Raw genomic sequence first — 16,794 nt, 5'->3', positions numbered from 1 at the left:
TTGTTCTCAGCTCTAGAGTCTGAGGAAGCACATCAGCTCAAACCACCAAGGAATAAATTCCTTAGCTCCAAGCTAAAGTTCAAGGAACTAATTTCACTTTCCACAAATCCGTTGAAGAAACCGGGTTTGTTCTCAGCTCTAGAGTCTGAGGAAGCACATCAGCTCAAACCACCAAGGAATAAATTCCTTAGCTCCAAGCTAAAGTTCAAGGAACTAATTTCACTTTCCACAAACCCGGTTTCTTCAAGAAACCGGGTTTGTTTCCAACTCTAGATCGATCGCTATCTGAGGAAGAAATCTTCAGCATCTAATGATGGACTGGCTGTTAAAGTAGCAAACTGACCACCACTGCCAAAGTTTGGTGCACTACCATTAGGATTATAGAATAAATTACCATTGCTCTCATTATATACAATTACTGCATCAGCAGTTGCTGCATCTTCATCGCTATTCACTGTATCAAACTCTGTTGCAATGCTGAAACCTCTTCCCGACTCGCTGTTGATAGCAGTGAAACTATCGAGGTCTAGGATAATAATATCTCTTGCGCCTTGTGAAAAATCAGTAACTTCATCTATACCAAAATCATTGCGGTTAAATGCTTTATTACTGTTAAAGATAAAGCGGTCAATACTAGCATTACCTGTGAGGACATCATTTCCTGGTCCACCGTTAAGGCGATCGCGACCAATACCCCCCAGAAGAGTATCATCACCAGTACCCCCTAGCAAGATATCATTGCCAGAATTACCTTGCAAAATGTCAGCATCAGCATTTCCCATTAATTTGTCGTTATCTCCTCCGCCCCTGAGATCGTCTTCACCGTTACCACCACTAAGAGTGTCTTGACCAGGACCACCTTTTAAAGTATCATCATCATCACTACCTCTGAGTTTATCATTACCCAGACCTGTAGTCGCTGAATCATTACCAGGGCCAGCATTAACCACATCATTACCAGGACCAGCATCAACCACATCATCACCAGGACCAGCATTGATTACATCATCACCAAGTCCAGTATCGACCACATCATTTCCTGGACCAGCATTAACCACATCATCAGTATCACCAGCCTTAAAGAACTCAGCTAGAGCAACTGTTAAGTCACCACTGGCTAGAATATTATCACTGTTAGGTTCTGTAACTGAAATTAAAATACCACTGCCACCGCCAGAACTACTAACTCCTCCTACATCTAATGTGCTGGTATCAAGGTTAGCAATAAACAGACCTGAATCTAAAACTTGATCGCCAGTATCCCCAACGGCAAATTTGAGTGTATTTTCTCCTGGTTCCACAGGAGCAATAATACTGAGAACAGAGCTAACTCCATCATATTCAATGGGAAGAATGCTAGCTGTATCATCTTCAATGGGAAGAATGCTAGCTGTATCATCTTCAATGGGAAGAATGCTAGCTGTATCATCTTCAATGGGAAAAAAGCTATCTGTATCATCTTCAATGGGAAAAAAGCTATCTGTATCATCTTCAATGGGAAAAAAGCTATCTATATCATATTCAATGGGAAGAATGCTATCTGTATCATATTCAATGGGAAGAATGCTAGCTGTATCATATTCAATGGGAAAAAAGCTAGCTGTATCGTTATTAATGAAGTTACCCAAAGTCAGATTTTTACTAATCACACTTAAGGGTTGAGTCAAATCATTGTTGAACAAAGCAACATTGGTACCATTAACGAAGACCCCAGCTACATCTACAAATGAGCTGTCGGAGAACTCAGGGAACTCATCAGAACCAAAAACCAAATCAAAGCTTATGGACTTGACGCTAGGATTTTTGATGTCAAATTTAAACTCTAGAATATTTGCATCTTGAACTGTACCAGCTCCAGCAAAAGCACTGTTAGCTACAGTTTGGAGGTCAGCATCAGTATTCCCCAGTTGATGCTCACCATAACTAGAGAAAGTATTTTCTTCGGGGGGAGAGCCATCACCAGATGTGAGTAAAATGCCGGAATCAATTGAAGCAAATCCTAAATCCAGACTACCATCATAGAATGAGGTTTGACCAATGCCAAATAGAGAAGTTTCACCAACGGTAGGAGAGTCTGGAACAACAGCACCTGCAAAGTTTATTGAACCAGGTTTAGGTGTCAAGGTAGCCCCAGGGGCGAGGATGGCATCGACTAAATCTTCTACTGAGTTTACTGTTGGATCAAATTCTGTGAAAGCCATATTTTCTAGCTCCTAAAAAAATAAACAAGTAAATTCGCAAAGGAAAGTTGGTTTTGGTTGAGATTATCTAGTTTTGTTTGCAAGGTTACTATTTGGTCAAGCCTATAACCGGGATAATTACTACACCCAAGTCATTGGGAGGGGTAATACCGTGGAAGGGAGCAATCTCAGGGGTTTAAGAGATTGGTTCCCCTTGGTCGATAGGGACAACTACTGTTCAATCAGATTCTATATTAGTAGTTATCTTTAAATCTTACAACAGTATAGTTATTGGCTAAGGCCAAGTCATTAATGCAACCTGAATACAATGTAAAGAGTTCAAGTTGGCCAGAGTTTGATAACTGAGAATTTCTAAACACTTAGTATATCACAAATTATCAACTGTACTTTGGCCGATTTTGATATTTTTAACTTCTTCTCGTCTGCCCTAGATATATATCGTTTTTACTAAACATTATGCAAATAAAGAGAATTTACAGAAAAATCCTTACGCAGAAACCGGGTTTATTGCTTTTTGTTACTAAAACCAGGAATTTTGTTGAGAAACCGGGTTTCTTGGTCGCTTTGCGTAGAATTTACAGAAAAATAATATATCTGGACTTATGCTTTCTACAGTAAATTATTGTTTTTGACAATAAATATCCACGCTCGTACCGGGTTTCTGGGTTCGGGTGGCTTTAGTCCTGTATATAATATAGACTTTTGGTGCATTAAGAAGTGCGCTTTTCATGTCGCGTAGCGTTTCATGTCTGCTCAAGAACGGAAAACAAACTCTACTGGAGTATTTGACCTAAGAATGTAGGTTGGGTTGTTCCTTGCACACCAAGTAGCGGTACGATAGTGAAACCCAACAAAGATTTATTATTGTTGGGTTTCGTGCCTCAACCCAACCTACGCCCAATGCACCATTTAAGAAGAAACGGTTCACTACTGGAATGTTTCACCTCAAATAGTGCATTAGGAAGTGAGGGAGTAGGGGAGAAAGGTTTTGCCCTTGTTTCATCCCTTAACCCAACCTACATCTCTACTGGAGTGTTTCACCTAAAATAGTACATGAGGAAGTGAGGGAGTAGGGGAGAAAGGTTTTTGCCCTTGTTTCATCCCTCAACCCAACCTACATCTCAAATAGTGCATTAGCTTTTTTCGTCACTCCATCACCCCATTACCCCATTTCCTATTGCAATTTAAAATGAAACGGTGCACTACCAATAGCGTTTATGTCTAAGTTCTATATATGTAACATTATAGTTTGTAGCTAAACCAGGGAATATTAAATATAAATATAATTCCCTCTTTCCAGGACTTGTCCAACGTTAAGTTATATCATGTCCGGATAAGAGCGTGATAAAAAAACTTGCTCCTCCTTTTCCCCTCCAAGGTAGGGGTTCGGGGTGGATTGACTCCTGAGTTTTTTGCCAAAAACCTGTACCTTTGCAGAAATACCAAATGGGTTCTATATAAATAAAACACGCTCTAATACCAAAAAATAATCACAAGGAAAAATCAAGATGACAGATAGAGTTAAACAACAAGTCGAACTATCACCACCTATTCTGATTGAAGGTTTAGGAGAAGGAACTATTCTCAACGATTCCATCATTGGCAGTTTAATAGTAGATACAATTTCCGCATTGTCTGGAGATGATACAGTTTTTGGTCTAGATGGAAATGATGTTCTCCTGGGGGGTGAAGGTCAAGACGAAATGAACGGCAATGCTGGAGATGACTGTCTTGATGGAGGTCTCGGAGATGATTGTTTACGGGGGGGAAAAGATTTAGATACTATCCTGGGAAATAGTGGTAGCGATATATTATTTGGCGATCGCGACAGTGATACTATCCAAGGAAATGCGGGTGATGATACTATTTATGGAGGTAAAGAGGATGATAGTATTGATGGTGGTGGAGAAGATGACTTATTATTTGGCGATCGAGGCAACGATACAGTTGATGGAGACATTGGTAATGATAGAATATTGGGTGGTACAGGTGAAGATCGCTTATCTGGAAATGATGGTGGCGATATTTTGTTTGGCGAAATAGGTAGAGATACCCTAGAAGGAAACTCAGGGGACGATCAACTTTTTGGCGGACAAGATGCAGACTCTTTAGTGGGAGGAGTTGGTGCAGATTTTCTGTCAGGAGATATTGGTGCAGATACCCTTACAGGTGGTCTTGGTCAAGATACCTTCAATATTACTCCTAACTCAGGAGGTCCAGGAGTTAGTAGCGCTGACTTTATCAATGATTTTAGTAGTGAAGATTTAATCGGCCTCAATGATGGTTTGACCTTTGCAGAACTGAGTATTTTTGCATCACCAGACAATCCTGATAATACAATTATTAGTGTAGGTGGTACTAACGGTGATTTTTTAGCAGTATTAGTAGGAGTTGAAAGCAACACTATTAACGCTAGTGATTTTGTCACATTATCAGAAATTACACCACCACCTTTTGAAGAAACACCCACTCCTACACCAACACCCACTCCCACTCCAAGTGTCACACCCACACCTACCCCAAGTGTCACACCCGCACCATCTAGTCTACCACCAGAAGCACAGGATGACGACTTCATAACTAATAAAGATGAATCACTAACTATTACGGTTTCAGAATTATTAGAAAATGACTCCGATCCAGAAGAAGATGCTCTCAGTATTTCTGTTATCGGTACACCAAGCAACGGATTTTTAGTAGAAGAAAATAGTACAACCTACACATACACTCCCAGCCTTGGGTTCATAGGAGATGATAGTTTCACCTACACTATTACTGATGGAAATAATAATTCTGATAGTGCTGAAGTCAATATTAAAGTCAACGATCCACCAGAGCTAGTAAACAACCGCAATATTATTGCTGCTAAAAATGGACGTAGACAAAATATATTGAGTACCAATCTTTTAGTGACAGATACTGACAACATCCCAGCCGAAATCACCTACAATATTATTAGAGTACCAACCCAAGGTAATCTGAGATTAGTTGAGGAAGACCTTGAGGCTGGTGATACTTTCTCTCAAGCTGATATTAATAACAATTTAATTCTCTATACTCCAGGTAGTACATCAGGTAACTTTCCTTTTTCCTTTACTGTTTCTGATGGTAATGGTGGAACTATTCCTAATACATCTTTTAGTATTGCGGTTATTGATGATATTATCGAAGGAGGCAGTGGCAATAATAACATTAACGGTACTGAAGAAAGTAACTACTTGCTCGGAAATGCTGGCGACGATAGTTTGAGTGGTCGTAGTGGAAATGATGTTTTAGATGGTGGACCAGGATCGGATTCCTTATTAGGGGAAGCTGGTAATGACTCTTTGTTTGGAGCTGAACAACCTGATACATTATTCGGAGGAGTAGGTAACGATACTCTTGACGGTGGTGTTGATAATGACTCTTTGTTAGGAGAAGAAGGTGCGGATTTATTATTAGGAGGAGGACAACAAGATACTCTTGATGGAGGAATCGGTAATGACACTCTTGATGGAGGTACAGGTAATGATTCCTTATCTGGTGCAGATGATAATGACTCTTTATTGGGTGACTCCGGTGATGATACGATTACAGGTGACTCCGGTGATGATACTATTGATGGAGGTGCTGATAATGACAGTATTCTCGGTCAAACTGGTAATGATAGCTTACTTGGAGGGTCTGGAAACGATCAGATTTTTGGTGGCATCGGTGATGACTCTGTAAGTGGTGATGCTGGAAATGATTCTATTAATGGAGATGTCGGAGATGATGTATTAAATGGTGGATTTGGTAGTGATACATTAACTGGTGATGAGGGAAATGATGCCTTCTTTTTTGAAGTTCCTAATGAAGGAATAGATGTGATTACTGATTTTGATGACGAAAATGATGTATTTCTGTTTAGATCGAGTAAATTTGGTGATTTCACTAATCCTCCTGGTACTGCTACAGAATTTTCTAGTGTGATAGTTTCTCTGAATAATTTAGGTTCACAAGGTCAAAATATTAGCGAACAAGAACTGATTATTTTTGAGAATAAATTTGAAAATGTACAGCAAGTTAATTCTATTTTGAAAAATCAAAATGGTTCTAGCGGAAATCCTGCTTTCTTTATCTATGTAAATAATAATTTAGATGGCAACGTTCTTTTAGGATATGACTCTAATCTTCAAGATGATAATAATCCTGCTTTTAATTTAGCAGTTATCAATGGTATTTCTGTTTTGCCTAATGCTATTAATACTACTATTGATTTTTCTGACTTTAAGTTTATTTAGGGTTTGCTGAAAAAGTCTTTTAGTTAAGAATACGAGTCAGAATCCAGAATCCAGAATTCTTATGAGAATGGGGATTATAGAGGAGTAGGGACGCCCTTATGCAAAGTCCCTACAAAATAATCTTCCCTTGATTTTCAGCCCCTATCTTGCCTAAGATGCGCTCCTTTTTGACTATGAAGAGCTGAAAACCAGGTACTTTTTCCAGACATAAAACTTTATATATCAGTATTTTGAGATTTCCATACCCAAACCCTATTTAGGAGTTGCTGAAAAAGTATTTCAGGACTTATATAAAATCCCGTTATATAGTCAGGACTTACCCATGATCAAAGAGTTTTAGGCATTTGAGATTGCTATCCTGACGGACTGCTTCGCATTTTCTCAGGTCATGCTGCGCTTTCCATGTCGCGGAGCGAAAGCTATCGCTTGCCCTGCGAGTCGCGCCATGACAAAAATACGTTCTTTTGCTTAAGTCCTCTACACTTCAATCTCCCCGTCTCCGGATCTGCCACAACTATATAACGACTATTCAACCGGATTTTATATTACGCAGCGACCCTAAATATAGTGCTTAAAACCCCATACGCAATAGTTTTTTGACTCTATCAGAACTTACGCATGGACGCTATCTGTAGGGTGCGTTTGGCGTTCCGCAAAGCTCCGCTTTATATGTCGGCTCAAGCGCCGAAACGCTACGCGACATGGAAAGCGGAGCATTCCCTATACGAAAAAGCGTATCTCGTAACTGAGCAAGACTCTATATATAGTATCTTTGCGTAATTCCTATCTTTATAAAAAAATGAGGTGATATCAAATCAGGTAGTATCGGTATAATTAACTTCCTTGTAGGGGTTTGGAGACCAAACCCCTACGATCAAATCTTAATTTTTTGTCTATTCTTTAGCAAGCAAAGGAATAGATTCCAGCTCATTTTCTCCTTCATGGTGTTCAGCAAATGAACCCTCTGGCTCTTTTAACATGAAAGCACAGAAAAATGATACAATTAATGCCAGAACTCCTAGAACTTGGAAGAAAATCTGATTACCTATAGCACCTTCCGGCAACAAACTAAATAAAGTCAGATAAACCACTGCTCCCACGTTACCATAAGCACCAACATTACCAGCTATTTGACCAGTAACCCGACGCTTCACCAGAGGAACTATGGCAAAAGTAGAACCTTCAGCAGCTTGCACAAAGAAAGAACAAAGCATGGTCAACATTACAGCACCAGGCAACCACCAATTTCCATTCACATTACCCATTGTCAAATAACCAACTCCCATTCCAGCAGTCAATACTGTCATGGTTAACTTACGACTACCCAACTTATCAGAAATTAAACCACCACCAGGACGAGATACTAAGTTCATAAAAGCATAACTAGCAGCAATCATCCCTGCCATTGCTTTACTTAAACCAAAAGTATTTTCAAAGAAAGCAGGGAGCATGGATACTACTGCTAACTCAGAACCAAAATTCACAAAATAAGTCAGTTCTAAAATTGCTACTTGGGAAAATTTATAGCGATCGCTTGGGGGATAGCGTTTTTCTCCAGCAACTAACTCTTGATTCGTTGCCCAACAGTTATAAGTTTGGAAAAGATACAAACCTAATAGTGCTGCCCAAACAATGTAAAGTTGACTTTGAGATAAGAAACCAACTTTGCTCAAGCGCCAAGCTAACAAACAGAGAACACCTGTTAAAGGAACATTCATCGCCAGGAGAAAAACAAAATCACTTGGGGTAGTAACTTCTAAACCTCTGGCACGCTTTGGTTTTTGATATACTTTACCTGGTGGAGTGTCTTGTACATTGAAAAAGTAAAACGCACCATAAACAGCAGCAATAATACCTGTGAGAGCTATGGATAACCGCCAGTTCAATACATCACCGGAACCAAAGGCTAACCAAGCAGCTATAGTTGGCAATGTGAAGGCAGCACCAGCAGAACCGAAGTTACCCCAACCACCATAAATACCTTCTGCTAAACCTATTTCCTTTGGTGGAAACCATTCAGCTACCATACGGATACCAATTACGAAACCAGCACCGACAATACTTAATGCCAAACGAGCAACTACTAACTGGCTAAAGTTTTGAGCTAAAGCAAACCCAATACAGGGAATAGCTGCATACATTAGCAATATTGAGTAAGTGATTCTGGGTCCGTATTTATCCAGTAACATACCGATGATAATTCGAGCAGGTACTGTGAGAGCAACGTTACAGATAGCAATAGTTCTAATTTGAGAGGTTTCTAAACCCATGTCTGCTTTGAGTGATGTTGCTAATGGTGCGAGGTTAAACCAAACAACAAAAGAGAGAAAAAAGGCAAACCAAGTTAAATGAAGAATGCGGTAACGACCGCGAAAAGTCCAGAGTTCTGTTAACATAATTCAGTTATTAGTTATTTTAGATAGAAAATTTATATCAAATTTGGTAGAATTTAACGCTGTAGGGGTTTGGTCTCCAAACCCTCCACAAACTAAGAATTTTCCCCAATACTCATGGTAGAAACCTTATTCTCCAAAGCCAGCGGATTTGATATTAGTCATCTTTGATATGACTGAAGCTATGAGCCAATAAATTTATTATTTTTTGGCGGGTAGGTTGGGTTGTTCCTCTTAGGGTTGCGTAGCATGAAACGTAGCTTGCTTCTGTGCAGGAGTAACCCAACCACAATCTTTCTCCCCTACTCTTCTACTTCCTCTACTGTCACCCATTGATTAACTTGAATGACACCATTGGGAGTCAGTACCACCAAAAATTCTGCAATTGGTTCCCTAGCATTTTCTTCTACATCAGTAGTGCTAAAACCAGTCAATTGTGGTAAAGGAGTTTCTGATATGTATTTAGAAGCTGCTTCATTGATGTGCTGATATTTAGCAATATCTCCAGCAGCATTCGTTGTGACTTGATAGACTAGATTTTCTGAAAACGTAGGATATTGTTTCCAATTTGTGTCTATTTTATTGTAAAGTGAAGTCTTTAATTTATTGAGGATATCGGAATCAGTAATTTTTGGTATTACTGGAGTTTCTGGAACTACGATAGTTTCTTCTGCTACTACCAGAGCAACTTCTCCAGTAGTATCAACTTCTCCGGTAGTACCAACTTCTGGAGTTTTTGTGGCAGTTGGTGACGAAACATCAGATGTAGCAACAATAGTTTCACCTTGTTGTTCCTTAGCATATTCTGCTAGAGAACGCTGCCAACTGGTAACATAAGAGCCAGTAAATAATGTTAATCCCATAACAGATATGATTTTCATACCTAAAGACAAGGCAGTTTCAGAAGCAGTATCTGAAGAATTGACTGTATCATTTGAGGCATTGACTGTAGTAGACATTGTTAATATTCTCCTGCTTATCAAATTCGGTAGTATGGGTAGAATTAAATGCTGTAGGGGTTTGGTCTCCCAACCCTTACCAACAATATTCTCCTGGTGATAAAATTCGGTAGTATCGGTAAAATTAAATGCTGTAGGGGTTTGGTCTCCCAACCCTTTACAGACATTGTAACTTACCCAGAAACCCGGTTTCTTGCTTTTAGTGCGAATAAAAAAAAATCAGCAGGACTTACGAAAAGGTACTTATAAACTATTGCGCAATAGTTTTAAGCACTATCAGGACTTACGCAACTGCAACGTATTTTCGTCCGATACGACGGTCGGGAACCAATCTCAAACCCATGTTTTTCGTACCTCATGCGTAAGTCCCGATCGGTAAAAATCAATTTTAGTATTGGGTAGAGGGTTTGGAGACCAAACCCCCACAATATTGATGGGTTTAGCCAAAGTTACTGATAAGTGTTAACGCAGTTCCTCCGTAGAATGCTAGTAGAGGGTTTGGAGACCAAACCACTACAATAAGGCAGTTCCTCCGTAGGAGGCTAACTGTTAACTGATAACTGATTTACTTTGGTTGAGCAGCAAAATTTTCAATTAACAAATTCCGCAATATTGGTTTCAGGTCTTCGCAAGGAATACCTTTTTGTACACAAGTACCAAGTTGAGCATCCTTACCAACTTTACCACCCATGTACAAGTCAACACCATCAACCGCTTTTCCATCTTTACGAGCTTTCGTACCCATCAAACCAATTTCTGCCACCTGGGGTTGTCCGCAAGAATTAGGACAACCAGTCCAATGAAAACGTACTGGTTTTGGTATTGATAGTTCTGCTTCTAATTCTTTAGCTATTGCTAAAGCACGATTTTTAGTTTCAATGATGGCAAATTTACAAAATTGCGCCCCAGTACAAGAAACTACAGCTCTCGTTAATGGTTCAGGATCGATAGAAAATTTTTCAAGGATGGGTTCAGTTAGAAATGCTTCTAGTCGAGAGTCAGGAATATTAGGAATAATAACATTCTGTTCAACTGTCAGACGAATTTCTCCATTCCCATAATCTTCTGCTAAACGAGCGATATCAAACATATCGGGAGCATAAAATCTACCGACAGGAACATTTAATCCCACATAGTTTAACCCTGGTTGTTTTTGTTTGTAAACACCAATGTGGTCTCGTTTTTCCCAAATAATTTCGTCTTTGGGAGCTTCTGGTTCCAAAGTTTGCCCCAGTTTTTGCTCAACTTCTAACCGGAACTTTTCTAGTCCCCATTCATCAATGAGCCACATTAACCTTGATTTTTGCCGATTTTCCCGGAGTCCGTTATCCCGATATACTTCCAAGATAGCTCGACAAAGACCAACGACTTGACTTGGTTCTACCCAAGAATTTAGAGGTATGGCAGATTCGCAGCGTTTGGATGAGAAAAAGCCTCCTACCAAAACATTAAAACCAAATTTATCATTTTTGTAGGCGGGAACAAAGGCAATATCATTAATTTCTGCGTGGACGGAATTATCAGGACAACCAGCGATCGCTATATTGAACTTTCGTGGTAAATTAGTAAACTCTGAGTTACCTTTACCATTGTCAGTAATCATGTCTTGGACTTGCTTAACTAACTCACGGGTGTCATAGAGCTCGTTAGCATCAATGCCAGCCACTGGGGAAGCTGTAATATTTCTGACATTATCCATCCCAGACTGAACACTGGTTAAACCAACTTTTTCAAATTTATTAAAGATATCTGGAATATCCTCTATTTTTATTCCCCGCAGTTGTAAGTTTTGTCTAGTTGTAATGTCGGCATTACCTTCATCACAGCGTTCGACTGTTTCTGCTAAGACACGCATTTGTTCACTGGTAATAAAACCACTGGGCATCCGCATCCGTAACATAAATTTCCCCGGAGTAACAGGTCGAAAGAATATACCCAACCATTTGAGTCTGTGTTCAAGGTCTGTTTTGTCTATTGCTTCCCAACCTATTTTGGCAAAATGTTCTAGTTCTGTTTGTACTGCCAAACCATCTTTTTCAGCTTTAAATTTCTCAAACTTATTCAGTTTGCTTTTTGGGGTTTGGCTGTCTACACTGCCTGTCATCTATAATTTTTCCTTCAATTTACAGATTTTTTATCTCTAATTTCAATATCTAAAAAATTAGGTCTATTTTTTTGTTTATTACTAATTGAGTCAGAATTAAATCTTAACTACAAAAGCTGTATATTTTATTTAAACTCCTCCTTTTCCTGATGGCTGAATGCTTACATATAACATTGCCAAAGTCAGGAATTAATATAAATATTTTGGGAAATTATACTTACCTAAAATATCATAAATGAGAAACAAACCCAGTATACAAAACTAGATAAAATTATCTTGTATTGATACAAAGCTGGATAAAAACTTTTTAAAAGATTAAATTTATTATGACCATATCTATATTTAGATATGAAAATCAGAACTTACCCATTTTTGAGTTAGAAACACTATATATCTAAAGTTTTTCAATGCTATATATGATGTCTCTGCGTAAGTCCTGAACAATGCTAAAACAATGGTAGATGGAAATGAACAGCATTCGGCACAGCAGCCATAATATCCAAATATTATCTTGATCCCAAAAAAACATGATGCACCACCACCATTTGTCTAGCTATTTTTTTTAAATTTGTTGTTCAGTAATTTAAACGAAGAAAAATAAATTTTTCGTAGCTAATTTTACAAAATGTTTACTTTTTTTCAAAAATTTTTATATTTTAAAAATTGTATCAATAATATCAGAAATTTAAGTAGGTTTTAAGTTATTTAAGTACTTTTTTCAAGGGAGTAGGGAGCAGAGAAACAGAATTGATGATTTTTGTATCAGGACTAAAGCCACGGGAACCCAGAAACCCGGTACGAGCCTAGACGTTTACTGTTCAAAACCAGGATTTCTCCTAGAAACCGGATTGCTCCCGTGTAAGTCCTGTTTTTATTATTAGAGATGTCTATTCCTATCCTCAAAGTAGGGACGTTGCATTTTAGTTAGGGTTTGCGTATGGAAAGTATAATTGGTAGGGGGAGGAGTCAGAATCCAGCAATCCTGCAATCCAGGATTCAGGGGAATTATAGAAAGAATTATCCCTGGATTTTCTCCCATAATTAGCTGATTTTTCGGGAACCGTAAATCCTAGATTTTTTAGCTTTCAAGACTGAAAAGCTGGTACTTTTGACCTACCTAAAAACGCTAAAAAGTTTATCTGTAAAGGCTTTCATTTTTAATAAGCCAGCCCTAGTTATGGCGATGTAGTTCATAAAGAGTGAATTTGATATCACACCCACACCTCCCCACACCTCCCACACCTATCTATCTAAATACCTCCACCCCATCCCTACCATCAATATCCTGGAAATAGACCTTCACTTCCTCTTCTTGAGCAGTAGGTAACTTTTTACCTGTAAAATCTGGATGAATAGGTAACTCCCGATGACCTCTATCCACCAACACAACCAATCTAATCACTTCTGGGCGACCATACTCCACAACTGCATTCAAAGCAGCTCTTACCGTGCGACCTTTATAAATCACATCATCAACTAACACCACAACCTTACCAGTAATATCTACAGGAATGTGTGTTTTAGCTGGTGTTCGCATTCCTACTTGATCTAAGTCATCACGATAAAAAGTAATATCCAATGCTCCTACAGGTACTTTCACTTGTTCAAGTAATTCAATTTGACTTGCCAAAATTTTTGCTAGTGGCACGCCTCTGGTATGAATACCCAATAATACCACTTGAGATAAATCTCTCGACTTTTCAATTATTTGAGAAGCTAAACGATTAACAGTTCGTCGTAACTCCTCTGGGGATAAAATTTCTACTATATTACTCATCAGTTATCAGTTATCAGTTATCAGTTATCAGTATCTCGCAACAGACATAATATAATCAGGACTTACGCAAATACACTAGATATAGAGTATCGGTCTGGGATCCTGCCACTAAGGCACCCTACGGATAGCGTTAATGCCTAAGTCCTAATAATTTAGGACTTACGCAACATAACGTATTTTTGTCATGGCGCGACTCGCAGCGCCAGCGACAGCGTTTCGCTCCGCGACATGGAAAGCGCAGCATGACATCAGAAAATGTGAAGCAGTCCGTCAGGATAGCAATCTCAAACCAAGAAAATTCCGTTTCTCATGGCTTTAGTCCTGATAATTGATAATTTATGAATAAGAATTGATTTTATTTTCATCTTGGGAGAAGTCTATTTATTCAACCACTACTATAGCAACTCTCATAGTTATGAAGTATATTTACAATCCCCCTAAATCCCCCTTAGAAAGGGGGACTTTTTGTTGCCTCCCCTTATAAAGCTATGCTTTACCCACATCTTTCTTAACATTTCTCAAAGCAGGGATTAACCATCAGGAAGGTCGGAAAGCACGGTATCAGGTAGGCACCATAGATGCTAGTAAAAGTCAAGAATCTGCTATTTTTAAATCTCGAAACCATTAACTAATAAGGCTTTCAATATTGTAAATAATTATGTGGGTAATGGATAGCTTACAAAGGGGGGTAAGGGGGGATATAAAACTTTACTTCATAAATTAAAAAACTGCTATAACAGATAAAAAACAATCCTAACCATATTAAAAAACAGTACCGGGTTAAACTCAAAGCTCTATCAATAGTTTCTAGGGTAATAGGATCAATAGCATCTCCCAATAACGGTTTATCTTTAACTATCCCCTTATAAGAATTTGTACCACCCATCTGCACCCCCAATGCTGCTGCATAAGCGCACTCACTCCAACCAGAATTAGGACTTGAGTCTTTCACTGCATCCCTTTGACATATTCTCCAAACATTTAGAGGTTTGCGAGAGAGAAATGCTATAGTCAGTACATTTAATCTACAAGGCAGCCATGTTAAAACGTCGTCTAGTTTAGCACTAAACCATCCTAGATGGGTATAGGGTGCTTCTTTGTAACCTACCATTGAGTCTAATGTACTGGCAGCTTTGTAAGCAAAAGCCAAAGGTACACTACCTACATGAGGTATCATCGCTCCTACTAAAGCGTAAAACAATGGTGCTATTACTCCATCTGTAGCATTTTCTGTGACTGTTTCCAAAACTGCCCGAAATATTTCTGAAATTGATAAATTTTCTGTATCTCTACCTACATATAAACTTAATTTTTGACGTGCTTCAATTAAATCACCATTTATAACAGGTTGAACCACATCTTTGGCTGCAATATTTAGACTTTTACCAGCAAAACAGCTAGCTAATAGAATACTTTCTAATATTACTACTAATAAAGGAAATTGAGCAAAATTTATTCGTATAGCTTGAACAATTAACCAACTAATAATTCCACTACCCAAAACCAGAGCGATCGCCAGTAATATACCTGCCAATCTTAATATAACTGCCGGGAGGTTTTCTTCATAATTTTTATTAAGTTGAAAAACCAGTTGAGTGTAATGAGTAATTATCCAACCCATGACTTTTACTGGATGTGGCCAACTCCAAGGATCGCCTATCAAATAATCTAGGCAAGCAGCTATAAAAACAATAATGAAGGTATAGTTATGGGTCACAGAAATTGAAAAATTATAAATTTTTTTGAGTTAATAATTCCTAAGCATTCTGCACGTCAGACATCAACTCTCAGGTATTTATTTTAGTTTTAGATGAAAGCAAGATTTAATTGAGGTAAATTAATTCTTGCTAGAAAAGCTGATTTTCAAGGCCATATTCATTTATAGTAAGTCTTTAAAATTGGATATTATATATCTGTTTGGGTAGCATTACACAGGAATAGCTAATATTTAATAGCTGTTTGTGCAGTATTCTACAAGAAATGCTTACTATAATTCTGTTGAGGCGCTTAGTTTTCATTATCTATTAACTCATGGCATATTTTCAACCAGAGAATTGAAGTATGAAAAAGAGTAGTTGAAGTTGGTAAGCATTCAGCTATTAGCGGTCAGCCAACCTCCTCCGGAGGAACTTCGTTAACAGCAAAGAGAACCCGTACTTAAGGACATAATTTCAATGAATATGGACTCTCTAATGTTAAGTGAACTGCCTTTTATAGTAAGATTATTCTGGCTCAATTAATCAAGCTTTTATCAGGGGCTAAAAGCACTCTTCTGATAGCTGCTGACTGCTGAATGGTTACACTTATAGTTAATAGCTGACTACTAAATACTCACTACTTAAACTATCAGAAACTAAACCACAAAACTTGTTTCTTCTCCTACTGCAGCTTGCCAACTACGGACATCATAGTATAAGTCTTCTAGGGAAATATTGTAAAGAGCTTCAGAAAGTTTTTTATTGATCATAAGCCAAATACAATGAGTAACCCAGTCTTCTGCGTGGTTAGTATTGGGAGCATATCTAAGTATAGGTTCGATTTTTTCCCCAACAGATTCTAGTATTTCTCCTAAAGATATTTTACCTGGTAATTTAGCTAGTTTATATCCACCTTGAGCGCCACGAAATGAGACAACTAAACCTGCACGACGCATCTCTATTAGTAACTTTTCTAGATAGGCTATGGGTATACCTTGACGTAATCCTATTTCTTTGACAGATACTGGAGTATTACTTTTTTGTAAACTTAAATCTAATAGTGCCTTAACACTATAATGTCCACGAGTAGTTAACTTCATTCTATAAGTATTTAATTTCCAGGGACTAGAGTAATTTATAGCTGTAACTATATTAAATGGCCATTCAACTAAACTGGTTAATAGTTGATAGTTAATTGCTGAATGCTAATATTACATATTATATAGATGATTGTTTAATTTAATAAACCACTATTCTGAGATTATTGTCTTAAAAATTTGATGAAATAAGTGAAATATTTAGACAATTAGTGTAAGATAGTTTAGAAAGCAAATATCAAACTATTGTTTATTGGAATTTCAAGAAGCCAAGACAAAAGTTAATAACTGTAGTCAAGTGTTA

Annotated in this window: 8 protein-coding genes; 1 reads left to right on the top strand and 7 read right to left on the bottom strand. The window is 38.1% G+C overall.

The features are described from left to right. Window positions 1–281: 281 nt before the first annotated feature. Window positions 282–2,201 (bottom strand): choice-of-anchor L domain-containing protein, encoded by a 1,920-nt coding sequence (locus tag VKJ25_RS07870; RefSeq protein WP_324236071.1) that lies wholly within the window; start codon window positions 2,199–2,201, stop codon window positions 282–284. A 1,508-nt stretch (window positions 2,202–3,709) separates the two neighbouring features. On the opposite strand from VKJ25_RS07870, the gene VKJ25_RS07865 reads away from it, so the two are divergent. Then, a complete protein-coding gene (locus VKJ25_RS07865) occupies window positions 3,710–6,463 on the top strand; it encodes a cadherin-like domain-containing protein (RefSeq protein WP_324236070.1) in 2,754 nt (917 codons plus the stop codon). Window positions 6,464–7,356: 893 nt separating this feature from the next. On the opposite strand, the gene VKJ25_RS07860 is transcribed toward VKJ25_RS07865, so the two are convergent. The 6 genes from VKJ25_RS07860 to VKJ25_RS07835 form a co-directional block, all read right to left on the bottom strand. Next, complete coding sequence (locus VKJ25_RS07860) at window positions 7,357–8,859, bottom strand: MFS transporter (RefSeq protein WP_324236069.1); 1,503 nt, start codon at window positions 8,857–8,859, stop codon at window positions 7,357–7,359. Between the two features lie 299 nt (window positions 8,860–9,158). Further along, a complete protein-coding gene (locus tag VKJ25_RS07855; RefSeq protein WP_324236068.1) occupies window positions 9,159–9,815 on the bottom strand; it encodes a hypothetical protein in 657 nt (218 codons plus the stop codon). Between the two features lie 565 nt (window positions 9,816–10,380). Next, a complete protein-coding gene (locus VKJ25_RS07850; RefSeq protein ID WP_324236067.1) occupies window positions 10,381–11,919 on the bottom strand; it encodes a ferredoxin--nitrite reductase in 1,539 nt (512 codons plus the stop codon). A 1,246-nt stretch (window positions 11,920–13,165) separates the two neighbouring features. Next, window positions 13,166–13,696 carry a bifunctional pyr operon transcriptional regulator/uracil phosphoribosyltransferase PyrR gene (gene pyrR / locus VKJ25_RS07845; RefSeq protein WP_324236066.1) on the bottom strand — a complete coding sequence of 177 codons (531 nt, stop codon included), beginning with the start codon at window positions 13,694–13,696 and terminating at the stop codon, window positions 13,166–13,168. Between the two features lie 676 nt (window positions 13,697–14,372). Beyond that, window positions 14,373–15,413, bottom strand: coding sequence for an adenosylcobinamide-phosphate synthase CbiB (cbiB, locus tag VKJ25_RS07840; RefSeq protein ID WP_324236065.1), 1,041 nt, complete (start codon window positions 15,411–15,413; stop codon window positions 14,373–14,375). Between the two features lie 636 nt (window positions 15,414–16,049). Then, window positions 16,050–16,493 (bottom strand): Rrf2 family transcriptional regulator, encoded by a 444-nt coding sequence (locus tag VKJ25_RS07835; RefSeq protein WP_324236064.1) that lies wholly within the window; start codon window positions 16,491–16,493, stop codon window positions 16,050–16,052. Between the last annotated feature and the right edge of the window lie 301 nt (window positions 16,494–16,794).

The sequence above is a fragment of the Okeania sp. genome (assembly GCF_035285525.1).
Lineage (GTDB): Bacteria > Cyanobacteriota > Cyanobacteriia > Cyanobacteriales > Microcoleaceae > Trichodesmium.
Note: the sequence above shows the minus strand (reverse complement) of the source record. Positions and strands in the feature narration are given on the sequence as shown.

What these genes read in the sequence shown, in the direction of transcription:
- VKJ25_RS07870 (WP_324236071.1), bottom strand. Translation starts at nt 2,201, where the DNA reads ATGGCTTTCACAGAATTTGATCCAACAGTAAACTCAGTAGAAGATTTA.
- VKJ25_RS07865 (WP_324236070.1), top strand. Translation starts at nt 3,710, where the DNA reads ATGACAGATAGAGTTAAACAACAAGTCGAACTATCACCACCTATTCTG.
- VKJ25_RS07860 (WP_324236069.1), bottom strand. Translation starts at nt 8,859, where the DNA reads ATGTTAACAGAACTCTGGACTTTTCGCGGTCGTTACCGCATTCTTCAT.
- VKJ25_RS07855 (WP_324236068.1), bottom strand. Translation starts at nt 9,815, where the DNA reads ATGTCTACTACAGTCAATGCCTCAAATGATACAGTCAATTCTTCAGAT.
- VKJ25_RS07850 (WP_324236067.1), bottom strand. Translation starts at nt 11,919, where the DNA reads ATGACAGGCAGTGTAGACAGCCAAACCCCAAAAAGCAAACTGAATAAG.
- pyrR (WP_324236066.1), bottom strand. Translation starts at nt 13,696, where the DNA reads ATGAGTAATATAGTAGAAATTTTATCCCCAGAGGAGTTACGACGAACT.
- VKJ25_RS07835 (WP_324236064.1), bottom strand. Translation starts at nt 16,493, where the DNA reads ATGAAGTTAACTACTCGTGGACATTATAGTGTTAAGGCACTATTAGAT.